This window comes from Hahella sp. NBU794 (assembly GCF_050749805.1).
Classification (GTDB): domain Bacteria; phylum Pseudomonadota; class Gammaproteobacteria; order Pseudomonadales; family Oleiphilaceae; genus Hahella.
Map to the genome: position 1 here is coordinate 3,091,219 of NZ_CP192738.1, position 26,414 is coordinate 3,117,632.

General features: G+C 53.6%; 25 protein-coding genes. 18 read left to right on the top strand and 7 right to left on the bottom strand.

The features are described from left to right. The first annotated feature begins 255 nt into the window (after positions 1–255). The 13 genes from ACQYWX_RS13765 (at position 256) to ACQYWX_RS13825 (ending at position 12,191) form a co-directional block, all read left to right on the top strand. Positions 256–1,401 carry an iron-containing alcohol dehydrogenase gene (locus tag ACQYWX_RS13765; protein ID WP_431689183.1) on the top strand — a complete coding sequence of 382 codons (1,146 nt, stop codon included), beginning with the start codon at positions 256–258 and terminating at the stop codon, positions 1,399–1,401. A 159-nt stretch (positions 1,402–1,560) separates the two neighbouring features. Further along, on the top strand, positions 1,561–1,923 hold the full coding sequence (locus tag ACQYWX_RS13770) for a hypothetical protein (protein ID WP_431689184.1): 363 nt from the start codon (positions 1,561–1,563) through the stop codon (positions 1,921–1,923). 17 nt (positions 1,924–1,940) lie between these two features. Then, positions 1,941–2,918 (top strand): ATP-binding protein, encoded by a 978-nt coding sequence (locus ACQYWX_RS13775; RefSeq protein WP_431689185.1) that lies wholly within the window; start codon positions 1,941–1,943, stop codon positions 2,916–2,918. A gap of 265 nt (positions 2,919–3,183) precedes the next feature. Then, positions 3,184–7,278 carry an RHS repeat-associated core domain-containing protein gene (locus ACQYWX_RS13780; protein WP_431689186.1) on the top strand — a complete coding sequence of 1,365 codons (4,095 nt, stop codon included), beginning with the start codon at positions 3,184–3,186 and terminating at the stop codon, positions 7,276–7,278. Positions 7,279–7,281: 3 nt separating this feature from the next. Next, a complete protein-coding gene (locus tag ACQYWX_RS13785; protein WP_431689187.1) occupies positions 7,282–8,121 on the top strand; it encodes a hypothetical protein in 840 nt (279 codons plus the stop codon). A 91-nt stretch (positions 8,122–8,212) separates the two neighbouring features. Continuing rightward, complete coding sequence (locus tag ACQYWX_RS13790; protein WP_431689188.1) at positions 8,213–8,731, top strand: hypothetical protein; 519 nt, start codon at positions 8,213–8,215, stop codon at positions 8,729–8,731. Between the two features lie 222 nt (positions 8,732–8,953). Beyond that, the gene (locus ACQYWX_RS13795; RefSeq protein WP_431689189.1) at positions 8,954–9,340 is read left to right on the top strand and encodes a hypothetical protein; all 387 of its coding nucleotides are present in this window, start codon (positions 8,954–8,956) and stop codon (positions 9,338–9,340) included. A 107-nt stretch (positions 9,341–9,447) separates the two neighbouring features. Then, positions 9,448–9,717, top strand: a complete 270-nt coding sequence (locus ACQYWX_RS13800; RefSeq protein WP_431689190.1) for an immunity protein Tsi6 family protein — start codon at positions 9,448–9,450, stop codon at positions 9,715–9,717. Between the two features lie 248 nt (positions 9,718–9,965). Next, positions 9,966–10,289, top strand: a complete 324-nt coding sequence (locus ACQYWX_RS13805; protein WP_431689191.1) for a hypothetical protein — start codon at positions 9,966–9,968, stop codon at positions 10,287–10,289. Positions 10,290–10,314: 25 nt separating this feature from the next. After that, positions 10,315–10,800, top strand: coding sequence for a hypothetical protein (locus ACQYWX_RS13810; protein WP_431689192.1), 486 nt, complete (start codon positions 10,315–10,317; stop codon positions 10,798–10,800). Continuing rightward, complete coding sequence (locus ACQYWX_RS13815) at positions 10,794–11,051, top strand: hypothetical protein (RefSeq protein ID WP_253938749.1); 258 nt, start codon at positions 10,794–10,796, stop codon at positions 11,049–11,051. The genes ACQYWX_RS13810 and ACQYWX_RS13815 overlap by 7 nt, the downstream gene beginning before the upstream one ends. A gap of 302 nt (positions 11,052–11,353) precedes the next feature. Then, positions 11,354–11,839, top strand: a complete 486-nt coding sequence (locus ACQYWX_RS13820) for a hypothetical protein (protein WP_431689193.1) — start codon at positions 11,354–11,356, stop codon at positions 11,837–11,839. 88 nt (positions 11,840–11,927) lie between these two features. Continuing rightward, on the top strand, positions 11,928–12,191 hold the full coding sequence (locus tag ACQYWX_RS13825) for a hypothetical protein (RefSeq protein ID WP_431689194.1): 264 nt from the start codon (positions 11,928–11,930) through the stop codon (positions 12,189–12,191). Positions 12,192–12,259: 68 nt separating this feature from the next. Here the strand turns inward: ACQYWX_RS13825 and ACQYWX_RS13830 are convergent, their stop codons facing one another. After that, positions 12,260–15,388 carry an efflux RND transporter permease subunit gene (locus ACQYWX_RS13830; protein WP_431689195.1) on the bottom strand — a complete coding sequence of 1,043 codons (3,129 nt, stop codon included), beginning with the start codon at positions 15,386–15,388 and terminating at the stop codon, positions 12,260–12,262. Then, complete coding sequence (locus ACQYWX_RS13835; protein WP_431689196.1) at positions 15,385–16,479, bottom strand: efflux RND transporter periplasmic adaptor subunit; 1,095 nt, start codon at positions 16,477–16,479, stop codon at positions 15,385–15,387. The genes ACQYWX_RS13830 and ACQYWX_RS13835 overlap by 4 nt, the downstream gene beginning before the upstream one ends. Before the next feature lie 311 nt (positions 16,480–16,790). On the opposite strand from ACQYWX_RS13835, the gene ACQYWX_RS13840 reads away from it, so the two are divergent. Next, a complete protein-coding gene (locus ACQYWX_RS13840; protein WP_431689197.1) occupies positions 16,791–17,834 on the top strand; it encodes an amidoligase family protein in 1,044 nt (347 codons plus the stop codon). Next, positions 17,807–18,508 (top strand): gamma-glutamyl-gamma-aminobutyrate hydrolase family protein, encoded by a 702-nt coding sequence (locus ACQYWX_RS13845; RefSeq protein ID WP_431689198.1) that lies wholly within the window; start codon positions 17,807–17,809, stop codon positions 18,506–18,508. Before ACQYWX_RS13840 ends, ACQYWX_RS13845 begins: the two co-directional genes overlap by 28 nt. Here ACQYWX_RS13845 and tcyN read toward each other — a convergent pair. The 4 genes from tcyN to ACQYWX_RS13865 all read right to left on the bottom strand — a co-directional run bounded on the left by tcyN (position 18,484) and on the right by ACQYWX_RS13865 (position 20,992). Further along, positions 18,484–19,260 carry an L-cystine ABC transporter ATP-binding protein TcyN gene (gene tcyN, locus ACQYWX_RS13850; RefSeq protein WP_431689199.1) on the bottom strand — a complete coding sequence of 259 codons (777 nt, stop codon included), beginning with the start codon at positions 19,258–19,260 and terminating at the stop codon, positions 18,484–18,486. The genes ACQYWX_RS13845 and tcyN overlap by 25 nt on opposite strands. A 5-nt stretch (positions 19,261–19,265) precedes the next feature. Next, entirely contained in the window at positions 19,266–19,934 is a 669-nt protein-coding gene (gene tcyL / locus ACQYWX_RS13855; RefSeq protein WP_216740278.1) for a cystine ABC transporter permease, read from the bottom strand. Next, positions 19,931–20,731 carry a cystine ABC transporter substrate-binding protein gene (tcyJ, locus tag ACQYWX_RS13860; protein WP_431689200.1) on the bottom strand — a complete coding sequence of 267 codons (801 nt, stop codon included), beginning with the start codon at positions 20,729–20,731 and terminating at the stop codon, positions 19,931–19,933. The genes tcyL and tcyJ overlap by 4 nt, the downstream gene beginning before the upstream one ends. A gap of 126 nt (positions 20,732–20,857) precedes the next feature. Beyond that, positions 20,858–20,992, bottom strand: coding sequence for a hypothetical protein (locus ACQYWX_RS13865; RefSeq protein ID WP_431689201.1), 135 nt, complete (start codon positions 20,990–20,992; stop codon positions 20,858–20,860). 36 nt (positions 20,993–21,028) lie between these two features. Here ACQYWX_RS13865 and ACQYWX_RS13870 point away from each other — a divergent pair, with 36 nt between their 5' ends. Continuing rightward, entirely contained in the window at positions 21,029–21,967 is a 939-nt protein-coding gene (locus ACQYWX_RS13870) for a hypothetical protein (protein ID WP_431689202.1), read from the top strand. A gap of 135 nt (positions 21,968–22,102) precedes the next feature. Then, positions 22,103–22,609 carry a hypothetical protein gene (locus ACQYWX_RS13875; RefSeq protein WP_431689203.1) on the top strand — a complete coding sequence of 169 codons (507 nt, stop codon included), beginning with the start codon at positions 22,103–22,105 and terminating at the stop codon, positions 22,607–22,609. A gap of 51 nt (positions 22,610–22,660) precedes the next feature. Here ACQYWX_RS13875 and ACQYWX_RS13880 read toward each other — a convergent pair whose 3' ends face one another. Beyond that, positions 22,661–23,833, bottom strand: coding sequence for a low temperature requirement protein A (locus ACQYWX_RS13880; protein ID WP_431689204.1), 1,173 nt, complete (start codon positions 23,831–23,833; stop codon positions 22,661–22,663). A 406-nt stretch (positions 23,834–24,239) separates the two neighbouring features. Here ACQYWX_RS13880 and ACQYWX_RS13885 point away from each other — a divergent pair, with 406 nt between their 5' ends. Then, entirely contained in the window at positions 24,240–26,228 is a 1,989-nt protein-coding gene (locus tag ACQYWX_RS13885) for a methyl-accepting chemotaxis protein (protein WP_431689205.1), read from the top strand. The last annotated feature ends 186 nt before the right edge of the window (positions 26,229–26,414 follow it).

Below are 26,414 nucleotides of genomic sequence, written 5' to 3' on the forward strand. Positions count from 1 at the left end.
CAGTGACGATGCAGCGTTGAGCAATTCCCTTTATCCCGATTCTGTCGAATCCTTGCCTATTTCTGTTTAACTTCCCCTTGCAAAGGGTTGGGCGCTTTGCTTCCTGATGGGATAGGAGTATGTTCCTGTCCCATATTCGACGCGGATGTTTTTATCTTCCTCATAGTGAAAGGCCCTCTATGAGTATGCGCAATTAATCCGGCGCCGCTCCGTGTCGACGCGCCTGTAAAGTTATCGCGACTAAAGGAAGTGAGTATGAATTTTTCTTTTTCCAACAGCACTCGCATTGAGTTCGGCCAAGGCCGCATCGCTAAGCTGGCGTCTTTGATCGACGCGGAGCAAAAGGTAATGGTTGTCTACGGCGGCGGCTCCATCAAAAAGAACGGCGTTTACGATCAGATTAAAGACGCGCTGAAAGACCATTCCTGGGTGGAGTTTTCTGGCGTAGAAGCCAACCCTACGGTGGAGACATTAGACAAAGCCGTTGAGCTGGCGCGCCGTGAGAAGGTGGATTACATCCTGGCGGTGGGCGGCGGCTCGGTGATCGACGGCTGTAAATATATCGCGGCTGCAACCCTGTATGACGGCGATGGCTGGGATATTCTCACCCGCAAATACACTATCGCTCGCGCGCTGCCTCTTGGCGTGGTGCTGACCTTGCCGGCCACAGGTTCAGAGTCCAATGGCGGCTCCGTTGTGACCAAAGCCGCGACCAAAGAAAAACTGTCCTTCGGCTCTCCATTGGTGCTGCCGCGCGTCGCGGTGCTGGACCCGGATGTAATCAAATCTTTGCCCGAACGTCAGGTCGCCAACGGCGTTGTCGATGCATTCGTGCATATTTGTGAGCAGTACTTGTCCCATAACAGCGACGCCTGGGTGCAGGATGGCTACGCGGAAGCGCTGTTGCGTAATCTGGTGCGTCTGGCGGAAGAGTTTCCACAGCGTGACAACGATGTATGGCGCAGCAACCTGATGTGGACCGCCAATCAGGCATTGAATGGTTTGATCGGCGCCGGCGTGGCGCAGGATTGGGCGACTCATATGATCGGTCATGAAATCACTGCGCTTTACGGGGTCGATCACGCCCGCACTCTAGCCATCGTGCAGCCCTCGCTGTTGCGCGTGCAAATGGCGGACAAGCGCGCCAAACTGGAGCAAATGGGGCGTAATGTGTTCAATCTGCCTCAGGACGACAAGCTGGCGGAAACCACGATCGAAGCCATCGAACGTCTCTACAGCAGCTTGGACATCCCAACCAGACTCTCCCATGCAGGCATTGAAGGCGATACAGCCGTTCCGGCGCTGGTTGACGCGCTGGAAAAACACGGCATGACCGCACTGGGTGAAAATCGCGCAATCACCTTGGACGTCAGCCGGGAAATTCTAAAGCGCGCAGCTTGATAAAAAACTGCGCTAAGCAGGATTTCAGATAGGGATTATGCGCCAATGGCAGGGACGCCTGGCTCTCTTTAAGCCTCAGATTTAAAAGGCTTCTAGCGACGGTTTCAGGTATAATGATCACCCGTTGAAACGCTCCTTTCAGACAGGTGATCGTTAGCCATGCAACTCGTCTACGCGTTATTTTTCTCCCCCTCCCATCACACGATCCATTCTGGTTTTATCGGCGTGTTCACCTCCCAAGCCAAAGCCGATCAAGCCATTGCAGACTTATCCCAACAAGCGCCATTTCAAGGCCTGACAGAGCATTTCGTCATTAGAGAATGCCCTTTGGATCAAACGGCCTTCGAACCGTCCGACCTTGTTGAAACGGCAACGCCAAACTGGTCCGTCTGGCGTCAGGACGATAACAACAATACCTTCTTCATCCAGGGCGACATGACCCAATCCGAAGCTTTGGCATTAGTGAAAGATTATGAAGATAAAGGGCACAAGCAGATGTATTGGGCGAAGAGTAATAATTAGGCGCTGGAGAATGAAGCATGTTGTCCTTTAAAGACGCGGTGAGAAAACGTCCTGGCATGTACTTTGGTGATATCGATCACAATGCCGTCAATCATGTTGTGTACGAGCTTGTCGCGAATGTTGTGGATTTATTTTTGGCGGGCAAGGCGACGACTTTGAAGGTAGATGTTAGTGAGAGTGAAATCGTAGTTACTGATGATGGTCCGGGCTTTCCATTTCCTGTAGAAGATGGCGCCCGTAATCCTGTCGAAGTCTATCTCACCCATCATCACGATAAACCAACGGCGGATGACCATGCTCCCCATATACATGTGCTGGGAGGAGGGCTTGGGCTCGCGGCGGTAAATGCAGTTTCGGAAAAGCTAACCATCGAAAGCTCTAATGGCGTATGGCGATGGAGACAGGTATTCGGAAAAGGCGATGTATTAGCGCCGTTGGAAAGTTTCAGGTGCGACGGCCCGAGCGGCAGTTCCATTAAACTCTCTCTTGATCCGTCAGTGTTTCATAATCGCTTGCCTGACTTCTTTCAGCTCAGAAAAGCGATGTTTGAGTTAGCTCACTTATACGCTGGACTGATTGTAGAGTTTGACGGAGAACGCTATGTCTCTAAACAGGGGTTGTTGGCACTGGCTTATTTGATGTGGAGCGGGCCGCAATGCGCTTTTAACCCCAAAATGTTCCGGCTCAAAGGCCAAACAGAAGATGTTGAGTTTGAAGTGGCCGCTATTGGTGAGGGAGGCTCGTCACCCCGTTATAAATCGTGGGTGAATGGTTGCGAGACGGAAGAGCATGGCGCGCATGTTAACGGTCTTCGCCAAGCATTGAACAACGCAGAGTGGACGCCGGACATTGCGTTGATCAGTATTGTTATGCATGATCCGAAATTCGCGGGACCGGTGAAAAGTCGCCTTTGCAATCGGAGGGTTAAGAGTCTAATTGCAGAAGCTCTGGCTGATCCTTTGAAGATGTTTAATAGCAAGTCCGAAGATAATTGACGCCATCATCACAAAACGTTGCTTACATCACGAAATAACCACCTGAATAATGAAGGAAAATTCCCAGTATTAACGCTTAACTGGCTACGTATGCGCTTAAATCAAACTCATGGAGATTGGCGCGACGTGTCGTAAGGCAAGTGGGCGGTATGTGTCGTTGTTAGTTTTAGGATATTCGCTGATCGCCCCCAGTTACCAGTAACCGTTTTCATGACGCCATGGCCCGTTTGGCTTGCTGTGTCGCTTTACAAAGGACGTACTCCGAATGTATTCCACTCGCAGTTATGTATTTAAGCATTGGTCTGACATCACTGTTGCGGACCTGCCGTTTGTTGAATCACCTTTCTTCGCCTCCAGCTATGCCGAGCGTTGTCTGAACATAGACGCCAAAGTCGGTGATGTTGTTAATCACCTGAAGGGGAGTCACTTTCGTTCATCGTTTGGCGGGTTTCCCGGCCGAGGTTCACGACATCTGCGTAAGTGGAAAGAAGACTTTGTTAAAGGGCTCGAACGGGGCGAAATCCTGTTGGTGTTTACCGACAAAAGAAAGCCATTTTGCTCCGTTGTCAGTGAGAGCGAAGACGGTCTCAAACCCAATGTGTCTGAACTGACTTTGGCCGTGCGCCTGATCAACCGCGCTAACCCCGCGCCGCCGCCACCGCCGGCGATCACCGGCGAAGTGATGGATGTGACCGCGCTTAATGGCAATCCGGGGTGGAGCAGTAAGCCAAGAGAGTCTACGAGCCACCAGTCCGCGCCCAGGACTTACACACCCGCCCAGCCTCAAGCGAATACAACACCGGCCGATGAGAGTGGGGCCAGCGAAAAATCCGGCAGCAACGACAATGGCGCGACCACGCCGGATAACAAAAAGGTTTGCACCAGCGGCGAACCCATCAGCATGGTCACCGGCGAGGAATTGCTGGATCTGACCGATTTCACCGTCGCCGGCCCTCTGCCGATCATCTGGAAACGCACCTACAAATCCTCCAATCCCCATCAGCGCGGTCTGGGCGTGGGCTGGACTCATATGCTGTGTCAGCAGCTGGAGGAGCAGGAAGGGCGTCTGGTCTTCACCACAGACGAAGGTCGCTACATTGATTTTCCTTTGGTGGAGCCGGGCCAGACCGTCCGCAATTCAGCTGAGCATTTGGAGCTGCGTCGGATTGACGACACTCACTACGTACTGAAACAACGCGGCGAACCCACCCGCTTGTTCGTAGGCGCCGGCGGCGTTTACCGTCTGGAAGGATTGCTAGATGGCGTCGGCAATGGCGTGCGCATTCAATACTGGCAGAACCTGGACGGCTACGAGCGACCGGTCACCCTTATTCAGACCAGCTGGGGCAAACGCCTGTACGTGCTGCATAACGCGCAGGGACTGATCTGCGAGATCCAGTCGCTGCGCGCGGACGGCGATGTGGACACCCTGGCCAAGTACGAATACGACGACGCTCAGGATCTGGTGCAGGTGCGGGACCCCGCCGGCGCGGGCGAGTCCTACGCCTATCGTAATCACGTCATCACCCGCCGCACCCTGAAGACCGGCTTCAGCTTTTATTTCGAATGGAGCCGCTACGACAAAGCCGCCCGCTGTGTGCGTCAGTGGGGCGACCAGGGCGTCTACGACTACCGTTTCGAATGGGACCCGGCCAACAAGACTTCCCATGCGATCGACAGCAACGGCGGCAGAACCATCTTCCACTATGACGATCGCGGCCAGATCGTTAAAGAAGTCGATCCAGAGGGCGGCATCACCCGACGCCTGTACGACAACGCCGGCAATCTGGTGGAGCAAACCGATCCCAATGGCCACAGCACCCACTACGCCTACAATGACAACGGTCAGTTAACCGCCCTGATCGACGCTAACGGCGGCCATTACAAGATCGACTACAACGACGACGGCATGCCGGTGGCGATCACCAATGCTTTGGGCCATGTCTGGCGTCGCGAGTACAACGAACAGGGCCTGCTGGCCCGCATCACTGACCCGGAAGGCGTGCAGACCCAGTACGAATACAACGCCCAGGGCCTGCCGCAAAAGATTATCGACGCACTGGGACAAGCCCGGGAACTGCAGTGGAACCGGGAAGGCCAACTGGTCAGCGAAACGGAAAACCAGCACACCACCCGTTACGCCTACAATGCGCAGGGACAGGTCCGCGCCGCCACCGATCATCAGGGGCAAACAACGGCCTATCAGTACGATCGCAACGGCAATGTCACTGAAGTCAAACGCCCGGACGGCTCCGTCCTCAAAATGCGCTACAACGCCAACGACCAGCTGACGCACTTTATCGACGCCGCCGGCCGTTGCACTGAATATGTGTATGACGGTCTGGCCCAGGTGCGCAAACGCATCGACACGGCTGGTCAGACCTTTGAATACCTGTACGATAAAGAACGCAACCTGATCGGCCTGATCAACGAAAAAGGCGAGCGCTATGAACTGGCCTATGACCGCAACGAGCGCCTGATTCAGGAAATCGGCTTCGACGGTCGGGTGCAGCAATATCAGTATGACCCGGCGGGCCATCTGAAGGCGCATATCGAAGGCGTACACGAAGACGAACACATTCGCGCGCAACACACCACACTGTTCAAACGCGACCCCATGGGCCGCCTGCGTGAAAAGCACAGCCCGGACGGCGACATCAGTCGCTTCGCCTACAACGCCAACGGACAATTAACGCAGGCCAGCAACCCATACCGCACCCTTGAGTTCTCCTATACGTCGACAGGACGTCTGGCGGAGGAAATCCAGGACGGGCAACGTCTGCGCCACGAATACAACCCGCTGGGCGCCCGCATCAAGTCACTATTGCCAAACGGCGGCGTCCTCGGCTTTGGCTATGACCGCCATGGTCTGTTCACCCAGGTCAGCCACAACGGCGACGTCCTGACCAGCATCGAACGGGACCAGGACGGGCGCGAACTGCGTCGCCGCCAGGGCGCGGCGGAATCCCGCTACGACTACGACGTCATGGGACGCCTGATTCGTCATCGGGTCAGTCATCGTCAGAGCAAAGCGCGCATCATCGAGCGCAGCTACGGCTATGACGCCAGCGGCAATCTGGCGCTGATCGACGACCTGAGAAAAGGGACCACCCATTACCGTTACGACGCCCTTGATCGCCTGAAAACAGTCGAAGGCTATTGCAACGAAGAATTCGCCTTCGACCCGGCGGGCAATATTCTCGACGGCCAGAATCAGGCCAAGGGTAACCGCCTGAACTTCCATGGCGACCGCCACTTCGAGTACGACGCCGCCGGCAATCTGATCCGCGAAAAACGCGGCAAAGGCGGCAAGCTGGAGACCCGTTACCAGTACAACAAACAGAACCAACTGGTCGCTATTGAAAAAGACGGGCAAAAGACCGAATACCAATACGACGCCCTGGGACGCCGCATCGCCAAACAGGACGCCTTCGGCAAGACCGAGTTCCTCTGGAACGGCGACGTGCTGTTATCTGAACAGCGCAACCACCTGAACAAAGTCTACGTCTACGAACCCAACAGCTTCCGTCCGCTGGCGTTCATCCAGGACAAGCAGGTCTACCACTACCACCTGGACCACCTGGGCACGCCGCAGGAAATGACCAATGCGGAAGGCGAAGTCGTCTGGTCCGCTCGCTACAAAGCCTACGGTAATCTGGCGCTGCAAGACGTCGAAGAAGTACAGAACCCACTGCGCTTCCAGGGCCAATACTACGACGAAGAAACCGGCCTGCATTACAATCGGCACCGTTATTATGACCCCAGCGCCGCACGGTTTATCAATCAGGACCCGGTTGGACTGTTGGGGGGAGACAACAATTATCAATATGCGCTGAACCCCACGGGGTGGGTCGATCCGTTTGGACTTCAGGCTAAAGATTGTGATAGGCAAAGAAGGCGAAGAGCGTATCGGGAATCAAAAACCATTGTCTCTGGGAAAAAAGTTCGTGGATTTAGGAATGCTGGCGAACTTATGGAAAGATCAGGGTATCTTAAAAATAAACTTGCTTTACTCGGGATTGATGATGTGGAAATTGGAATCAGAGGGAGCGCAGTAACGGGGGTATCTTCAAAAGGCGGCGCATATCGGGTTGATCGTGGTGAGCTAAAAGCAAGTGACGTAGACTTCTTTTTTACCAGTGACAAATTACAAAGACGATATGCAAGATACTTTACAGATGATGGACGTTTAAAACCAGACAAAATGGAAGAGTTAGATCCAGTTTTGCAAGAGGTTTTAGACGAATTTAGCGAGACAACTAGCAATCAACTTGGTCGAAAAGCAGATGCGGTATTGCTAAATAAGTCAGTTATTGAAAGAGAAAAAGAAAGCGACTATGTCATTACGAGGAAATCATAATAGATGAAGCTGAAAAAAATTACACTTCCACCCTTTTCAGATTTTTTTGAGTTGGAAATAGTGTGTCTTAAATTGCCTCGATCAACTGCTGATGTGGCAATTGTTAATGTATCAGAAGTTCGCTTTGACAAATATGACTCAGTTATAATTGATAAGATGCTGTACTTGCTTTCATGTATGGTTTTTGAGCTTATGAAGAGCAAGGTGATGATTTTTGATGTTAGTAAAGTAAGTCAAGTCAATGAAATTGGGTTTGATTATGTGTTTTCTCGCTTTATAAGGAGGGGAAGAAACTGCTATATTGTTACAGGTAAAGAGGTTGGAAATATCGATAATGTAATTGTTTCTGATTCTATTGAGGCTGCAGTAAAGGACTTGCCTGTTTCTTTTGAAAAATATTTCAAAAATATATATGTGGACTGTGCTTCGCATGATTACATAGTGAATAATTCTAAGAGTGTTTCATTTGATATTTCGGATATAAGTTATGAGGCCTCGTCCTGGGGGGAGGAAATAAGAGGAGTGTGCATTAAAATTGTCGGAAAGTATCGACATGGTTCTGGTGGAGAGGAGGATGCATTAAAAATAAAGTGGGCCCTTAGAGAGGTTTGTATTCTACTTGAACCGGATATGGTCGTTGTAGATTTGACATTGCTGGATTATGTGTGGGGAGATGATATTAGCCTTTATCCTTCGGGGTTTATAGAGCCTGATAGTCCAATAAAATTTGTTTTCGCAGATGAAAATAAGGAAGCACTCAGGGGGGCGGTGAATAAATTTCAGATAGCCTCTAGTGTTGAAGGTGCTATCTGTGAGCTTAACCGTATGATCTTGGGCGGCTAGTTTTTTTACCCTTGGTAACTTTAGATGGCAGTTATTAAGTAGCCTGTTTTATTGGGAGTTTTTTATTTGGTTACTTAGTAAAAATGATCAAGTGAGGGATAAAACTACTTCGCCTGTCTCTGATAAGTTGATTTTGGAAAAAATTCTTCCGGAAAATTATGTTTTGAAAAATATTGTGAAAAAAATGATTGTTAAGATAAGGGATTCTAGGCTTTCATATCTTCCCCCGCATATATATGACTTTGATGAAGATGAGAAAGGGTGTGAGGAGTATGTTAAATATTATTCGGAAAATATAGATCTGTGTTTATTTGTGACTGATGCATATATAAGTGCGTTAGAAGAATGTCTGAAAAATTTTTCAGAATTAGCGTTGAGTGATATTCTCGAAAAAAGGTCTGAATATATAAAATTTTTTCCGTTTTCTGAAGATAAAATAGAGAATTACCGAAACAAAGGAATGGATCAAGAATTGATCGATGCATGCGAGGCAGATTTGAGGGACTTTTATACAAATAAACTTGATAGAGATGAAGTATATGTGGTTGAAAATTATCGCGAGCACTTACTAAAGCTGAGGGAGCACCTGAAGGGAGTGAGTGCTGATTAAACTTTTGATGGCTAGTGAGTTGAAGTTTATGATTTTAAGATGTGAGACTTTATGTTTTGAGTCATATAGTGCGATTTGCCTGGGCGTGAGGGTCGTCCCTCATGCTCCAAATTCATCTTGAAATGATGGCTGCTGCACTTAGATACGATATGAATACGCCCATTTGTATTACTGTTGACGCTATTTCTAAATGACGAATTTTGCTCATACTAAAGAGAAAAAATGGTCAGAATAAATACTAACTCGTTTCTCCGTCTTTTAGACGAAGAGATTGATGTTGACTTCTGTGAATATTGCAAAAAGCACGATCTAAAATCATGGGTAAATATCACTCCTGATATTAGGAGAAATATCAAAGTCATAGCAGAGTTTGAAGGCGCAGAAGAGTCAATAAAAATGAATGGCTATAGCGAATATCATGTAGATGGTACTAATTATTGGAGCAAGGATGCTCCAGTAGCCATTCACTTTTATCCTTACCATGAGTCATATATAAATGTTTGCATGATTTGTAAGGCGGTATTTTTAACCTATACCGAATATGCAGGCCATGGGCCGCAGAACAGGATCAGATATGTAGATAAAAGGCTTGTGACAGATAATTACTGAATTGGCAGTGATTAGACCATTATGCAGTATGCGCTGAGCTCTGGCAGTAGGCGAACAAAGCCAATCTCCGCTAGGGCTAATAAAGGGAGCTACAAAGCGGTGGTTGGATGAATAAAAAAGAAACACTATGCAAAGCTATAGCAATAAATGAAGAAAGGCTTAAGCAAATACCGGATTTTGAAATTTATCATAGTATAGCTAGGCAGCTTAATTATTTGCTTACGATAATTGATGGAAAGGAAAAAGATAAAAGTAAGCTAGACAAAATAATTCTTGGGCACTTCGCTGTTAGAGAATTTGAAGAGTCAGACCCGGAATTGTCGCAAATTTTAAAGAAGTGTCAAAATATTGCATTTTATTTGGAGCTAGAAAGTTAGATATAGGCGTCTGCTGATCTGTCTTGAAAAGGTGTTAAGGAGTTTAAAGGAGTGAAACGCATAATTTATGTCCACTAATGATGCGAATTTGTACGAAAAGCCGACACTAAAAACCTTCAAAGGGTGTTGTCCTGGTTATCGACATTATTATGCGCTGATTGATTGCGCCAATAATGAGAGTCAATATCCTGCGATAGCTCTACTCTTTTGAGGCCACTACTTTATCTTTAAGGGGGGGGCTAAACGATATGGAAAAACTGGATGTTTTTCAGGAGCATGGCGGAGTTCTCTACACTAAGATAGGGCGCGCGACTATTACTTTTTTTGGATATCAAATGTCTATTCAAGAAGGCCGTTTAACTATACGTCCTACAAGCGTAGAAGTTGATATGGCTGAAGAAGAGGAAAGAGTATTACAGAACTATATGCATCCTCTTGAGGCAAAACACCTATACTCTAAAGCCAGATCTGCGATTAAAGAAATGGTTTTGTTGGAAACCGATAAAACAGAAAAGACACTCTTTTTGAAAAAATTAAAAAAGGAGGTTAGTGCGCTCATAAATGAAACTTGAGTGTAGAAGCCATGAGAGATAAATCTTGACCAGCAACCCCAACACGTTTGAGTACGCCCTCAATCACAATGAGATAGATGACTTTTTCCGTGGTAAAGGTCGGTATTTCGTGCGTAGTCCGGATTATTTTGGACATGTGCATGGGGCTAATATCAGTGGTCAAGTCTGTCGTTTTGTGGGTGAGTCCGATGAGAATGGTGAGATATTCGAACAGGCGTTTTTGACCTATATGACTGGGCTTGACGTGACGGGTGAGGAGCTTTCTCATCTACTGGCGAATCTGTCTTCCTATTTTGCGGAAAAGAACCGGGGACGGATGGCGGGGGTTAACCTCTTTTCGAGTCATGACAGTCCAACAGCGCTACTTTTACAGCGTTATTTGGCTGCACTAGATCACGCTGGCCTATATGACGCAGCGAAGCCTGAACTGGAGATTCATGCGAGTTATATCGAAAAGCTTGGAAGCGATGTGGTCTTTGCCTGTATGAGGGAGGTTGAAAAGGCTTGTTGAAGCTTATTTTCCAAGAAGCATATTTTTATATGCTGATGCAAGACGAAGAAAATTGGTATCTGACTTTTCTTTCAGGAGGAGTCGGGATATATGATACCAGCGTGAAGCTAAATGAGCAGGAAATAGCGAGGGTAAGAGATAATCAAGTCGCAGCAGGGCAACTAGCAAGGGAGTTTTTGCAGGATAGCACCTTGTATCAAGGGCGAAGAATTACGCCGTCCATCTATCCCAAACAAACTCCTAAGAACTAAATCAGTTCTACCGTTTAATGGGTAGGATCAGATAATCGCAAGATGGCCTGTACTGCTGTTTCGACCAAAGACCAAATTGGCTCGTCTTATGCGTCAGGTTTTATATTGAAGTAACATCAGAAGACAGTGTTATTTTCTGCGTGAGTGGGAGTGACTATAAAAGATTATCGTTAATTATTGACAGTGAAAATAGGTGCTGTTTTAAGTATGCTCTTTTATCTGTGATTTTTTCATGGGTTGTCAGACTGATTTTTCCCAAACTGAAATTGGCATAATTTCAAATAAAAGCATAAGGCATGACTATGAGAAAAGGCAGTGGAAAGCAAGTTTTTAATTGCATTATTAAGGAGCTGTCGACTAGGTTGACGCCTAATGAGGAACTGCCTAGGGCCACTGATCGTATAAGGGCGGGGATGCTTCTTCATGGTTCTACCTCTGATGAATCACTTAATCTTGTGAGTAAGCTGCATTGGGCAAGCACAGAGAAAGAGGGAGAGGTTATACGTCAAGGCATAGCTACGATAAATGGAAATGTCTTTGTTGCTGATTTATTAGACAGTATCTGGGCTAACGAAAATATTAGAGGGATGATACTGTCTGAATTTCCACATTTAACACAAGACGATTATGAGGCCTGTCTTTTTTCTATCTGGACAATAGTAAGTTCAACTCAGATGTTTACTCAGCTTCTTTCTGTTGAAACCGATGATCAAATAGACGTTGATGACTGGGTGCGTGTCGTCAGCAGGAAGCTTTCTTATTATGATGACGAAAGTAGTAATAGATAGATTTTTTTAATTACGGTAATAATCAATTATCAAAAATCAAGGCGTCGGGCAATTGCCAGAGACTTACTTTTTCTTTTGAGGTGGCTTGTTGAAGGTTATTTTCAAAGAGGCGTATTCCTATTTGCTGATGCAAGAAGGTGAGGTTTGGTATCTGACTTTTCTGACTGGTGGGCCTTTTGTTCAGGATATCTGCGTTAAATTGAATGAGCAGGAAATCGCCAGGGTGAGGGATAACCAAGTCGCAGCGGCGCAGTTAGCCAGGGAGTTTTTACGGGATAGTGCGTTGTATGAGGGACGAAGAATTACTCCAGCTGTCCACCCAAAGCAAACTCCAAATGCGCCGTCTCATTGATGATAAGAGTGCGCTAGGGATGTAACCCATCGGCAGGCTTCCCTCCCGACGGGTTGATAGGAGTGAATCTAATCCGCCAGATGCTCTATGGCGTGATCTTCATGCAGTTTGAGTTCTTCTTCCAATTGTTTTTCCACGGCTTTGGGCGAGCGGGTTTTGCGGGCCAGCAGGCTGTACGCCACGGGAACGATGAATACCGTAAACAGAGTGGCGGCGGAGACGCCCCAGAGGATGACGATGCCGATGACTGAGCGGGTTTCCGAGCCGGGGCCGTCGGACAGCATCAGGGGTACGGCGCCGGCGATGGTGGTGACCGCGGTCATCAGAATCGGTCTGAGACGGGCCATGGATGCTTCCACCAGGGCGTTGTCGAAGGTGAGTCCCTGATCCCGCAATTGGTTGGTGAACTCAACAATCAGGATGCCGTTTTTCGCCGCGAGCCCTACCAGCATGATCAACCCAATTTGCGTGTAAAGGTTAAGCGAATTGCCGGTGACATAGAGCCCCAGCATGCCGCCGGCCACCGCTAAAGGCACTGTCAGCATGATCACGAACGGGTGCACGTAGCTTTCGAATTGCGCCGCCAACACCAGAAACACAATCAGAATGCCCAATACCAAGGTAGTCGCCAGCGCGGTTCCCGCTTCCCGGAAGTCAGCGGACTGGCCTTTGTAATCGATCTGGGCGTGAGCGGGGAGGTGGGTTTCCACCAGATTTTCCAGATAGCTCAGCGCTTTGCCCAGGGTGAGGGAATCCTCCAGATTGGCTTCCAGGGTGATCGCACGCAGGCGATTGAAACGATTGAGATTGCTGGAGTCGGCGAATTCGCGCAGGGTCACCACGCTGGAAAGAGGGATCAACTCGCCGCTGCGCTGCGACCGCACGTAGATGTTCTGGATGCTGGCGGGGGTGCGTTGCGCGTCGCGTTCGCCTTCGACAATCACATCGTATTCCTGGCCGTTGTCCAGATAGGTGGTGACCGTGCGTCCACCCAGAATAGATTCCAGCGTGCGCCCGATATCCTGTACTTTTACCCCCAGGTCGGCGGCGCGATCATAGTTGATCTGCACGGACAGGTAAGGGCGGGTTTCCTTGTAATCGAAGTCCACGCCGGCGAGGCCCGGGTTGGACGCATCGATTTCCTTGGACAGAATGTCGCGCCATTCCGCCAGCTCCTCATAAGTGCCGCCGCCGATGACAAATTGCACCGGCTTGGAGATGCCGCCGCCAAACCCCTGTCGCATGACCGGGAAGGCGCGCACGCCCGGCAGGTCCGCTAAGGATTTACGCACGTCATCCATGATGTCCCAGGCGGAGCGGCGCTCTCCCCAGGGACTCAACGCCACCAGGGCGAAGCCCGAGTTAAAGTTTTCGATATTGCCGAACCCACGTGGGGCGCGCACCAGCACCCGTTGCGCCTCGCCAGAGTCCACGAACTTCATCAAACGCCGTTCGATCTCATTCATGTAGTCGAGCATGTAGTCGTAAGTGGCGCCTTCAGGGCCGTTCACCAGAATAAAGAACGCCCCGCGATCTTCTTTGGGCGCATACTCTTCCGGCAAATCCTTGTAGAGCCAGACGGAGCCCGCGCAAATCGCCAGCATCAGCACTACAAACAGCCAGCGCACCTTGAGACAGGCCGCCAGCATGGCGCCATAGACACGCTGCACGCCATGGAAGAAATGGCCGCCTCCGCTCAGGTCCTGGGCTTTGTCGTCATTGGGCAAAATCTTTGACGCCAGGGCGGGGGACAAAGTGAGGGCGATGACGCTGGAAAACGCCACCGCGGCGGCCAGTGTGAGGGCGAACTCGGAGAACAGACGGCCGATGTCGCCCTGCAGAAAGGCGATCGGCACGAATACGGCGATCAACACCAGGGTGGTGGCGATAACGGCGAAGCCGATCTGACGACTGCCGCGAAAGGACGCCACCAGTCGCGTCTCGTTGTGTTCATGCATGCGACGGTAAATGTTCTCCAGCACGACAATGGCGTCGTCCACCACCATTCCAATGGCCAGCACCAGCGCCAACAGGGTGAACATGTTGATGGTGAAGTCGAAGGCGTACAGGGCGCAGAAGGTGGCGATCAGGGAGATCGGAACGGTTACGGCCGGCACCAGGGTGGCGCGTAAATCCCGCAGGAAAGCCCAGATCACCAGAATGACCAGCCCGATGGCGATAAACAGGGTTTTCACCACTTCGTTGATGGCCCCTTCCACAAAGACGGAGGAGTCGTAGCTGGCTTGCAGGGTCATGCCTTCCGGCAAGGTGGGGTTGATGCGCTTGGCCTGGGCCTGCACCGCGCGGGCTACGTCCAGCACGTTGGCGGTGGACTGTTTGGTGACCCCCACGCCGACCATGGTTTCGCCGTTGCCGCGAAATATTCCCCGTTCCTCCACGGAGCCCAACTCCACTTTGGCGACATCGCCAAGGCGGATGAGATAGCCGTCCTGTCCTGCGCCGATCACCAGTTTGCGAAAGTCTTCCGGAGTGTTAAAGTTGCGCTCGGTGCGCACGGTGAACTGGGTGTCCCTGGATTCGATGCTTCCCGCCGGCAACTCCACATTCTCCGCCCGCAGCGCGCCTTCGATATCCGTCACCGTAATGCGCCGCGCCGCCATGGCGCTGCGATCCAGCCAGATGCGCATGGCGTAAACCTTGCCGCCGCCGACCCGCACACGGGCGACGCCGTCCAGCACCGACAGGCGATCCACCAGATAACGATTGGCGTAGTCGGTCAGCTCCGGCACGGTCATGTTGGTCGCGGACAGGTTCAGCCACAGGATGACGTCGTCGCTGCTGTCCTCTTTGGCGATATCCGGCGGCTCAGCTTCCGCCGGCAGATTGTCGGCGATGCGGGATACGCGGTCGCGAATGTCGTTGGTGGCGGCGTCGATATCGCGGCCGATGTCGAATTCTATGGTGATGCGGGAGCGACCGTTACTGGACTGGGATGAGATGGACACGATTCCCTGCACCCCGGAAATGCGTTCTTCGATCACCTCGGTGATGCGGGTTTCCACCACATTGGCGGCAGCGCCGGGATAGTCCGTGGTGACGCTGACCACGGGCGGATCAATGGCGGGATATTCCCTTAACGGCAACCGTTCAAAGCAGAGATAGCCGAAAGCGATCAGCAGCAAACCGATGACGGAAGCGAACACTGGTCGTTTGACGGAGAGGTCTGAGAGCATCATTCCGTTTGTTCCGCCTGCTGTTCGCCTTGCAACAGTTTGGCGACATTGAGGGCTCCGTCATCCACGGCGATGACTTTTACTGCGGAGCCATCGGAGATTTTCACCAAGCCATGACTGATAACCAGGTCGCCTTCCTCCAGTCCTTTCAGAATTTCCACTTTGCCGGCTTTGCGGGAGCCGATCTCCACCTGTCTGCGCTGTGCTTTCGCCGGTTCTCCTTCGACAACGACGAAGACGTAATGGGCGGTTCCCACGGTGGCGATGGCGCTTTCCGGAATCACCAAAGTGGTGCGCGGACGGGATTGCAGATCCAGTTGCAGCAGCATGCCGGGCAATAGCATGCGGCCGGGGTTGTCGAACAACGCGCGGGCCTGCACGGTGCGGGTCACGGGGTCGACCCGGGGGGAAATGCTCTTGAGTTCGCCACTGAAAACCTGTTTGGGATAGGCGCTGGTTTCCGCTTCCACTTTCAGGCCGGGTTTCAGGTTGGCGAGGAAAACGGACGGAATGGCGAAGTCCACTTTGACGACGCTGAGGTCATCCAGGGTAGTCAAAACGTCGCTGGGCTCCACCAGGGCGCCAACGCTGATATTGCGCAGACCCAGCACGCCATTAAAAGGCGCGGTGATCTGATGGGCGGAAATGCGGGTGCGAATGGCTTCAATTTCCGCCTTGCTCTGATCCACCCGCGCCCGGGCGGCGTCCAGATCCGCCTCGCTGCCGACGCGTCGGTTATACAGTTCCTGGGCGCGACGATAGGCGCTTTCACGCTCCGCCTGCACCGCCAGGGTCGAACGCAGATTGGCCTGTTCTTCCTCGTCATCCAGTTTGATCAGTACATCGCCGCGCTTCACGCTGACGCCGTCGTCGAAATGGACGCTGATGACTTTTTCGGTGATTTTGGGGGTGATGTTTACTGACTCGTTGGCGCTGACGGTGCCAAGGGCTTCGATTTTGTCGTAGTAGGGGGCGGATTGCGTGGACGCGGCGACCACAGAGGTGGGCGGCCTGCCGGCGGCGAGCGTCGTTCCTGCGATGCAAATACTAATCAGGGTCGCTGTCAGCGCCCCGTTCAGCGTTCGTGAAGACATGTCCTGAGTCCTTAGCCTGAAACGTTAATACAAGCGCATCGTGCGCGCCGGCGGAATCGGGGCGGCCTGGCGTTGTGCTCGCTTCGGACGCTGACGGCGCCGCCAACATGGGCGTCATTGTTATACGAGAAAGATTATCACTTTGATCTGGGCGCTTCAGCAGAATTATGCGCGCCTGAATTCTTCGTAATCTTTCACCCGAGACAGCGCGTTTTCTGGCCTTTGGAGACATCGGACGCCGCTTTGCGTACGTATCAAACCAATCAATGAAGGCGCGTGAGGCGGATGCCGCAGCCAGCGGACGGCGTCGGATGCTACAATCCAATCATGAATCCGCAGCGCCAGGGCGCAATATCGGAGGTCACTGCATGAATGCCGGCGATAACAGCTTCAAAACCCCATCCATCGTCCGCCGGGGCGACGGCGAGGTGCGGCTGGTCGGGTTTGAGCTGGAGTTCACCGGACTGACCCTGGATCAGACCGTGGCGGCGCTGCAGAGCGCTTTGGGCGCGCAGGTGATCTCCGGTTCGGCGGCGGAGAAAAAGCTGCATGTGGAGTCGTTGGGCCGTTTCAGTGTGGAGGTGGATTGGGACTACTTCAAACGCCAGGCGGCCCGCCAGCAGGGAGAAGAGGAAGACGAGTGGGTGCAGTTGCTGGGGCAGGCGGCGAAGCTGCTGGTTCCGATGGAAGTCGTGTGCCCGCCGTTGCCGATCACCAGCCTCACCGCGCTGGACCCTATGGTCGTCGCCCTGAGGGACGCCGGCGCCCAAGGCACGGAAGATTCTCCCATCGCCGCCTATGGCGTGCACATCAACCCGGAAATTCCCTCTCTGGATTCCGCCGCCATCGCCGCCTATCTGAAAGCGTTCAGTCTGTTGCAGTGGTGGCTGGTGGAGCGTCTGCAAGTGGACGTGACCCGGCGCATCAGCCCTTACATCGATCTTTACCCCGAATCCTATGTGCGACAACTCCTGTCGGACCCGGCTCCGAACCTGGATCGGCTGTTTATTGACTATCTCGCCTATAATCCTACCCGTAACCGCGCGCTGGATATGCTGCCCCTACTGACGGAAATCGACGGCGAGCGGGTGCGGCGCGCCGTGGACGACGCGCGCATTCAGGCGCGTCCGACCTTTCACTATCGCCTGCCGAACTCACTGATCGACCGTCCTGACTGGAGCCTGGCGGTTCCCTGGAACAGTTGGTGGGTAGTGGAGGAGCTGGCGTGTCGTCCTGATGATATTGAGCGACTTAGCGCTGCTTATCTGGATGCGTGGCGTCCGCTGTTGGGCGTTAGTCGCCATGACTGGATAGAGACCATGGAACAATGGATACAAGACTCCGGGTTGGCGTAACCGGCAGCGGCCGTAAATGGTCGCCGTCGTGGTGGTGTGCGCAGTTGGCGCTGCGCATGGCGGGGGCGCATCCGGAGCGCATCAGCGTGCGCCATGCGCCCAGCGGCATTCCCCTGGACGCCCTGATTATTGGCGGCGGCGACGATATCAGTCCGGAACACTACAACGGCGATATCAATGAGAAGGTCAAAATAGATCCAGACCGGGACGCTCTGGAAATCGCCTGGATTCACAAAGCCCTGGAGCACAACATTCCGCTGCTGGGCATTTGTCGCGGAGCGCAACTGATTAACTGCGTGCTGGGCGGGGCGCTGCATCAGGACATTCGTCATATGCGCAAGCTCACCTACAACCGGCCGGGATTGCTGCCCACCAAACAGGTGCAGCTGGAAAAGGACTCACGGGTATCCGCCATCTGCGGCGCCAGAAAACTGCGGGTCAACAGTTTGCATCATCAGGCGATCAAGGTGCCCGGTGCGGGCCTGAAAGTGGTGGGGCGCGATCTGGACTTTATCGTGCAGGCGGTGGAATGCGTCAGCGGACGCAAGATTATCGGCGTGCAGTGGCACCCGGAATATCTGTTTTACCTGCCGTCGCAGTTCGCGTTGTTTCGCTGGCTATTGCAGGCGCAACCGCACCGGAAGCACGCTCACGCGTCTTCCGGCAGGGGCTGAGCGGTGTTGTCGCCGAGGAATTTATTCAGGAACTGGCGGGTGCGCGCTTCCTTGGGATTGCTGAACAGCGTTTTGGCGTCGCCTTGCTCGACGATGACGCCGCCGTCGATGAATATGGCGCGATTGGCCACATCCCGGGCGAAACTCATCTCGTGAGTGACGATCACCATGGTGCGCTTTTCTTCCGCCAGACTGCGAATCGTCGCCAGCACTTCGCCCACCAGTTCGGGATCGAGGGCCGAAGTGGGCTCGTCGAACAGAATCACATCCGGCTCCATGGCCAGGGCGCGGGCGATGGCGACTCGTTGCTGCTGTCCGCCGGAAAGGCGTTTAGGATAGGAATCCTCTTTCCCGGTCAGACCGACGCGAGCCAACAGACTGCGGCCTTTGGCGTCGGCCTGCTCGCGGGGTTCCTTTTTCACCACCACCGGGCCTTCCATTACGTTCTCCAGCGCCGTGCGATGAGGAAACAGATTGAAGTTCTGGAAGACGAAGCCGACATGCTGCCGCAGCTTACGGATCAGACCTTGCTGCGGTCCCAGAGGACGGTTGGCGTCGATGTCGAAATCCCCGACGCGGATATGGCCGCCGCTGGGCTCCTCCAGCAGGTTCATACAGCGCAGCAGCGTGGTTTTACCTGAGCCGCTGGGGCCGATGATAGCGACCACTTCACCGGGCTGAATCTCCAGGTCAATGCCTTTCAGTACGGCTTGTCCTTTGAATTGCTTGGTCAGATTGCGCAGGGTGATCATATCAATCAGGCGTCCTTTTCATGCAGGTTGACCCGGGCTTCCAGGCGATTCTGTAAATGCGCGAGAAGGCTGGCGAGCACCCAGTAAATCAGCGCCGCGGCCAAATACATGGTGAAAATTTCGAAGGTGCGGGCGGTAATCAGTTGCGCCTGACGGAACAGCTCGGGCACCTGAATGGTCGCCGCCAGGGCGGTGTCTTTCACCAGCGAGATGAAGCTGTTGCCCAGCGGGGGTAAGGCGGTGCGCGCGGCTTGCGGCAAAATGGTGCGGTACAAAGTCTGCGTGCGGGTCATGCCGATACTGGCGGCGGCTTCCCATTGTCCCCGGTCGATGGAGGCGATGGCGGCGCGCAGGATTTCCGCGGCATAGGCGGCCATATTGAGAGAGAAACCGATCAGCGCGGCGGTTAACGGCTCCAGACGGACGCCTAATTGCGGCAGCCCGTAGTAAATCATGAACAGTTGCACCAGCAACGGCGTGCCGCGAAAGAAAGAGATATAGACCCGGGCGGTCCAGTCCAGGGCGCGGAAACTGGACAGCCGCATCATCGCCAGCGTGAAGCCCAGTATCAGGCCGAAAAACATACCGCCGAGACTGAGCCCGACGGTGTATCCGGCGCCTTTCAGCAGGAATGGGGCGGAGTCCGCAATCAGCTTGAGACTGCTTTCGATCATTGCGTTACGTCAGCCTTGAACCATTTCTCCGACAGTTTTTGCAGCGTGCCGTCTTCGCGCATTTTGGCGATGGCCTTATCAATAGCCGCCAGCAGTTCCGGGTTGCCTTTACGCAGGGTGACGCCAGCTTCCTGACGGGAGAAAGGCGAGCCAGCCAGGGTGAGCGCGTCGCCGGTTTTATTCAGCAGTTCGAACGCGGCGAAGCGGTCGATCAGAATGGCGTCGATGCGGCCGAAACGCAGATCCTGGTATTTGGTGGGATCGTCGTCGTAGGTTTTCACTTCCGCTTGCGGCGCGTTTTCACGCAACCAGGTTTCATAGTTGGTGCCCAGACCCACGCCCACTTTCATGCCCGCCAGATCGGAAGGGCCGTTGATCTCGCTTTCCAGATCCTTGCGGGTCAGCGCCTGAATGCCGGACACCGTGTAAGGCGCGGAGAAGTCATATTTCTGTTTGCGCGCATCGGAAATGGTCACTTGGTTGATCACCACGTCCAGACGTTCGGATTCCAGCGCCGCGAGCAGGCCGTCCCACTTGGTGGTCTGATACTCCGCCTTCACGCCCAGCTGATCCGCCAGCGCTTTGGCGAACTCCACTTCGAAGCCGGTGAGCTGGCCATTTTCATCCTGATAGTTAAACGGAGGGTAGGTGCCTTCCAGGCCAACCTGGATGGAGCCCCGTTTTTGGATGCTTTGCAGCAGGTCTTCTGCGGCAAAGCTGGGGGTGACTAACGCGGAGGCAAGGGCCAGACCCAGGCCGCCAAGTACAAGAGTGCGACGTAAGCGATTGAGTTTCATAAAAGCCTCCCATGGCCTGTGATAAAGATCGGACAATTCTAGGTGTCTTCTTATATGCAATAAAATAATTAAAAATTATGTGCTAATTCGTTTTATGAATATTGTTTCTGCGCTTTCGTGACAATGTCACATTTTTGCGTCCAAAAAGTTAACTGCCCCCTGATCCACCCCTTCGTAAACTGAACCCATCCTGATGACAGGCAACGACTCAAACCAGCGTCGTTGCAGCAAGGTTTCCAGCAGGCTGCGCCGCCAGTTCATCGCGGAGCCCATGGATCATAAATGCAGGAGGCAGCTATGAAAACTATTCATTTTTCCATCGCCATCGTTTTAGGCGCGGCGATCAGCGTCGCCGCCATTAATTTATTGGGGGAGCGCGCGGAGCCTGTTAAACGGGGCGTTGAAGTCGCCTCCGCGGCGTCTGTCAAAGCGACTGCTTCTGAGCGCGACACGTCCGTCTATGTCCCGGAAGAAATCCCGACGCAAGAGAGCGCAACCAAACCTGCGGATGGGACTATCGACGTCGCCGCCAACGGATTGGTGTCAGTCAATGTAAACGCTTATCCCTTATCGTTACTGACTAACAAATTGGAATCGCTGACCGGGGTGCGTTTTTATCTGGATGACCGTCTGCGGGATAACAAGCTGTCCTTGTTGGTGGTCAACGCACCCATTCCCGACGCTATGAAGCGCCTCTCTCAAACCTATAACCATGCGGATCTTTACCACGGCGAATCTCTGGCGGCGATCAGTCTGTATCCGAAAGAGCAGATTGAGCTGACGGAGTCTCTGTTGTTTCTCAACGCCAGTCTCTATGCGTCCGCGCCAGCAGAGGCAGTGGATGACAATCCGGTGACTCAGTATCGGACCAGCCTGTTGAGCGCAACGTCTGAACAGGTGAGCGAGCTATTTGATCAGGGCCTGCAATCCAGCGATGCGGATACCCGAGCGATGGCGCTGAGCGCCTATGCGGAGCGGGGCGAAGCGGCGCCGTTCGAGCAACTTAGCCGGCTGGCGCGGCAGGACCCATCGCCACTGGTGCGCGCCATCGCCTTCAACCAATTGATGGGGCAGGAAGAGATTGACGTCTCCCTCAGGCGGGATCTGGCACTGGCGATGCAAAGCGACAGCGATCCTTTCGTCAAAGAGCAGGCGACCGCCATCCTCGCCTCCCTTAATTCAACCCGCAGCGTGGCGGCTTTGACCGACAACGAGCAACAGGCGCAGACGCCTTAACCGTTAACTGACCTCAAATTTCCAGCGCATTTATCCGGAATTCACAGAGCACACATTCCCTCGTCGTCGCAGTTGCGGTTTAGACGACGAGTGGGCGGTGCGCGCCTCAATACGAGCAAACAAGAGGGCATTACAATGAAAACCAAACAAAGACTCATCTCCTTGACCGCTGGCGCGCTGCTAGGCGCAGCCTCCGCTTTCAGCTTCGCGGATGTGGAATCCAGCGTGTATTACCTCAATCCGGTAATCTATTCAGACGGCGCGGCGCACGCGCTGCCAATCACGTCCAGCGGCGGCACCATCGCCTATGTCTACGCCAGCAACGTGGATACCCGGGCGGTGTTCTTCAACGCGGAATGCGCCGTGCAGTCTGCTGACAATTTCACCTGGTTCGATATCAATCTGGAGGTGACTTATCCCAACGGAACCGTCTCCATCATTGCGCCATCCAACAGCGACAATGCATTCTGCACCGGCCACGGCGATAACATTCTGGGGACCTGGAGCAGCAATGAAACCCATGGGACCTTCTATGCCTCGCAAACCGGCTGGTATCGCATTCGCGTGATCGGCCAGTTGATGGGCTACACCAACGGCGAACGGGTGCGCATGGATGACATGTCCCTGATCGTGATGGATTAAAGGTAGATTAAGAGAGCGCCAACGCGTATCTCAATCATATGGAGGCCGGCGTCAGTCGGCCTCTTTTTGTTGTGTTTGCAGCTGACGCGCATTGAGACGGCCGCAAATGACGCCTTCGAAGACCACCAGCGCCATCAGTCCCAAGGCGGTGGAGAGCGCCGCCAATTCCCGGTTTGGGTGCAGCATCGGCAGTGACAACAAGGCGACGGCGAGCAGACTGCGGGCGACGCGCACCGGACGATTGACTGCGCCTTGTAATTGCGCTTGCGCGATGGAGATCGCGGCGAGAAATACCGCGAGGCCGCCGCAATACGCCCACAGACCGCCTGTGACGCCATGCTCTCCCTGTTCTCCCACCATGACTCCCACGCCGGCGGCGACAAAAGTCAGCGCTCCTAGAATGGGCAGGTGAGAGTAGGCATAGGCGACGATAGGCAGGGCTTTGCGCGGCAAGTGTTTCCCGTCGATTTGTTCGAAATAGAGCCACCACAACGATACGGCGGCGATGAAACAGCACACCAGGGTCATCACCAGTGAGCCGCTCCACTCGACTTCCAGCGCTCCCAATGTCACGGAGACGATTAGCTCGCCCAGTACAATAATGGTGAACAGCCCCAGACGCTCCGGCACATGCTCCGGGTCGGTGGGAATATGTTCGTGTAAATGCGTGGTGAGCCAGGGCTGGGCGAGGTCGAGCAGCACGGCCGCCGCCCAGAGCCCCAGAGCGACGGGCAGGGGAACGAAGGCGGAAATGATCCAGAGACACACGCTGAACGCGTATACGCCGCCATAGCGAGCAGCGAGGGGTTTGGCGACGGGGACGAAACGCCACACCAACGCATACAGCATCACCAGAATGCTCCTGAGCGCAGCGAACGCCAGGGCGAAAATGCTGTGGTGACCTTCCGCCACATGAGGCGCTTGCGCCGCCAGCACCAGCATCGCCAGCATTTGCCCGAAGGCGGCGATGCGAAAGGCGGGGTCGTTGTTGTCGAAGCGGTCCGCGTAAAAGCTGAAGCCCTGCCAGCCCAGGAAGATCACGCAGAACAATCCGGCGGCGGCCAGCGCGGCGGCGATGGAAGGGTGATGAATGTACACATGGGCGATCTGGGCGATGGACACCACGATCACCAAATCGTAAAACAGCTCCAGCCAGGAGGCGTGGCGGCCGCCATCCGGGGTTTCCAGAGTGCGTAAACTGGGACGACCAATGGGTTTGCTCACAATGACCCCTCTCAAAAAATCGTGACGGAATGATAGAAATACATGACGGCTTAATAAAACTGCATGATGACTTGATAAAACTACATGGTGGCTTGATAAATATAGTTAGCGAAGCCAATACGGCAACGCCCTGATGGCCCGAGTCGCAAGCCGTTGGCGCAGGTTGCGAATCCCTGCAGACATAACAGACTGAGAATAACCTTTGATGACAGCGGCGTTCTGAATCTGGCGGCCGCGCCTTCGCGTTTATCACCGATCAGCCTTGGCATTCACGGCCGCAACCGGCGACGTAAAGGGGAAAATCTGGAATTTAGTGCTATATCTTATAGTTAGTCGCGATGCGGCTTTCGCATCCTGAATCGACCCAAAATATCCAGTAACCGAGGCGCATATTCGGGGAGACGTCATGTCCATACGTTACAGATACACCTTGTTTTTAATCGTGTTTCTGGCCATCGTCGGCGTATTTACGGCGTTAGGAATACAGCAGTGGGTAGCGCCCACCCTGGTTCAGGGAGAACAGAGAAACATCAACAGCGTGCTGCATGCGCTGGTGCACGAGATTCTGTCGGAGCTGGCCGAGGTGCAGGCGCAACAGCGGGTGATCACCCAGACTGTGCCTTTGCTGGAGAGCGATCAGATCGACAAGCAACTGGGCGCAATGATCGATCAATACGGCAAGAAGCAGGTGTTCGGCGGCGGCGTCTGGCCTCTGCCGCGCAAGCGGGACAGCAATGTCGTCAAGAACAGCACCTTTATTCATCGCGACGGCAGCGGCAAGCTGGTCACCAACACCTACTGGAATTCCGCGGAGTCGCAGAATTATTACGAGCAGAGCTGGTACAAAGACGGTTTGAACGCCCCGGCCGGGCAGTGCGCCTGGGCGCCGGCCTATCGGGATTCCGCCAGCCCGGAGGCGCGCACCAATTGCTCCATGGGCATTCGCATGAACGGCGAAGCTTATGGCGTTTCCACTATCGATGTGACCCTGGGGTTCTTTAATGGCCTGGCGGCGGAGAAGGAAAAGGAGCTGAACGGCCAACTGCTGATCTTTGAACGCGACGGCAAGATTCTCAACAACAGCAGCGGACTGCAGGGCGATGCGATTCTGAAGAACGTCAGCGAGCTGGCGTCACAGTCTCCTTTTCTGGCGGAGGTTAAAGATTATCTGGGCTCCGCGTCCAATCAAGAAACCTACTCCAGCGAGTATGAAAACGCCAAAGACGGCGAGGACTATTCCTTTTTCGTTCGCGATGTCCCCGGCACGCCCTGGTTGCTGGCGGTCAGTATTAAAACGTCTTTGCTGAGCGCGGCGACGGACTCGGTAATGTCCACCTTGGCGGCGATCCAGATTCCCATTGCGCTGGCGATCGTTTTCTTCGGCTTCCTGGCCTTCACGCAGTTGAGCAAACGTCTGGGCGTGCTGCGCGCTAATATCGATATTCTCAGCACCGGCGAAGCGGATCTGACCAAGCGTATTCAAATCAGCAGCCACGACGAAGTGGGCAATGTCGCGGAGTCGGTGAATAAATTCATTAAGTATCTGGCGGCCATGATCGGTGAGTTGTCGGTTTCCAGTAAACAGATCTCCGGCATTGTGTCGGAGGTGGAGAAGCAGAGCAGAGAAAACTATCGCATGATGAACAAGCATGCGGGAGAAACTGAGCAGGTGGTCACCGCCGTCACAGAGATGGCCGCTACCGCGGAATCCGTCGCCAAGAACGCCACGGAAACCTCTACGTTCACAGAAGAAGCCAGCCGCTCTGCGCAGAAATCCAAAGAGACGGTTTCCCGGGCGCGGGTGAGCGTGGTGGATCTCAGTCGTCGGGTGTCGGAGGCGGTGGAGAACGTCAACACCATGCGTCAGGAAGCGCAGTTGATCAGCAATGTCATCAATGTGATTCGCGGCATCGCCGAACAGACCAACCTGTTGGCCCTCAACGCGGCCATCGAAGCCGCCAGAGCAGGGGACCAGGGCCGGGGCTTCGCCGTGGTGGCGGACGAGGTGCGCGCGCTGGCCGCCCGCACCCAGAACAGCACGGAAGAAATCGACGGCATGTTGAATCGTCTGGAGAGCGGCGTGTCCGTCGTGGTGAACGCCATGTCCGGCATGAAGGACAGCAGTGAAGTGGTGGTGAAGGACAACGAAGAACTCACCCAGGGGCTAGATAAAGTGCTCAGCTCTTTTGATGAGATCAACGACCTCAACACCCATATCGCCACCGCCGCCGAGGAGCAGAGCCAGGTCAGCGACAAGATCAGCGAGAACATGTCGGAAATCTCCATGATCATCAGCGAGCTGACCAAGCTGGCGCAGGATTCCGAGGCGTCCATGAATCAACTGTCCAGCGCCAACGAAGGGCTGAACGGTCTGGTGTCGCGCTTCAAGTTATAACGCAGCCCTTCTTTCGCACCCCAGTCGCCGCCGGAAAGCGCCTCCGGCGGCTTGACGTCTGCAGGAAAAATAGGCTAACTTCTCCCGCCTGACGCAAAGCGTCTGTTTTCAATCAGAATTTTTTATTTCATCCCAGCTAAAAAAACAGCGGGATGGAATTGCCTATCAGCCTTTCAAGAGGTGTAT

Excerpts from the sequence above, each read along its gene's own strand:
- ACQYWX_RS13765 (WP_431689183.1), top strand. The coding sequence starts at position 256 with ATGAATTTTTCTTTTTCCAACAGCACTCGCATTGAGTTCGGCCAAGGC.
- ACQYWX_RS13770 (WP_431689184.1), top strand. The coding sequence starts at position 1,561 with ATGCAACTCGTCTACGCGTTATTTTTCTCCCCCTCCCATCACACGATC.
- ACQYWX_RS13775 (WP_431689185.1), top strand. The coding sequence starts at position 1,941 with ATGTTGTCCTTTAAAGACGCGGTGAGAAAACGTCCTGGCATGTACTTT.
- ACQYWX_RS13780 (WP_431689186.1), top strand. The coding sequence starts at position 3,184 with ATGTATTCCACTCGCAGTTATGTATTTAAGCATTGGTCTGACATCACT.
- ACQYWX_RS13785 (WP_431689187.1), top strand. The coding sequence starts at position 7,282 with ATGAAGCTGAAAAAAATTACACTTCCACCCTTTTCAGATTTTTTTGAG.
- ACQYWX_RS13795 (WP_431689189.1), top strand. The coding sequence starts at position 8,954 with ATGGTCAGAATAAATACTAACTCGTTTCTCCGTCTTTTAGACGAAGAG.
- ACQYWX_RS13800 (WP_431689190.1), top strand. The coding sequence starts at position 9,448 with ATGAATAAAAAAGAAACACTATGCAAAGCTATAGCAATAAATGAAGAA.
- ACQYWX_RS13805 (WP_431689191.1), top strand. The coding sequence starts at position 9,966 with ATGGAAAAACTGGATGTTTTTCAGGAGCATGGCGGAGTTCTCTACACT.
- ACQYWX_RS13820 (WP_431689193.1), top strand. The coding sequence starts at position 11,354 with ATGAGAAAAGGCAGTGGAAAGCAAGTTTTTAATTGCATTATTAAGGAG.
- ACQYWX_RS13830 (WP_431689195.1), bottom strand. The coding sequence starts at position 15,388 with ATGATGCTCTCAGACCTCTCCGTCAAACGACCAGTGTTCGCTTCCGTC.
- ACQYWX_RS13835 (WP_431689196.1), bottom strand. The coding sequence starts at position 16,479 with ATGTCTTCACGAACGCTGAACGGGGCGCTGACAGCGACCCTGATTAGT.
- ACQYWX_RS13840 (WP_431689197.1), top strand. The coding sequence starts at position 16,791 with ATGCTACAATCCAATCATGAATCCGCAGCGCCAGGGCGCAATATCGGA.
- ACQYWX_RS13845 (WP_431689198.1), top strand. The coding sequence starts at position 17,807 with ATGGATACAAGACTCCGGGTTGGCGTAACCGGCAGCGGCCGTAAATGG.
- tcyN (WP_431689199.1), bottom strand. The coding sequence starts at position 19,260 with ATGATCACCCTGCGCAATCTGACCAAGCAATTCAAAGGACAAGCCGTA.
- tcyL (WP_216740278.1), bottom strand. The coding sequence starts at position 19,934 with ATGATCGAAAGCAGTCTCAAGCTGATTGCGGACTCCGCCCCATTCCTG.
- tcyJ (WP_431689200.1), bottom strand. The coding sequence starts at position 20,731 with ATGAAACTCAATCGCTTACGTCGCACTCTTGTACTTGGCGGCCTGGGT.
- ACQYWX_RS13865 (WP_431689201.1), bottom strand. The coding sequence starts at position 20,992 with ATGAACTGGCGGCGCAGCCTGCTGGAAACCTTGCTGCAACGACGCTGG.
- ACQYWX_RS13870 (WP_431689202.1), top strand. The coding sequence starts at position 21,029 with ATGAAAACTATTCATTTTTCCATCGCCATCGTTTTAGGCGCGGCGATC.
- ACQYWX_RS13875 (WP_431689203.1), top strand. The coding sequence starts at position 22,103 with ATGAAAACCAAACAAAGACTCATCTCCTTGACCGCTGGCGCGCTGCTA.
- ACQYWX_RS13885 (WP_431689205.1), top strand. The coding sequence starts at position 24,240 with ATGTCCATACGTTACAGATACACCTTGTTTTTAATCGTGTTTCTGGCC.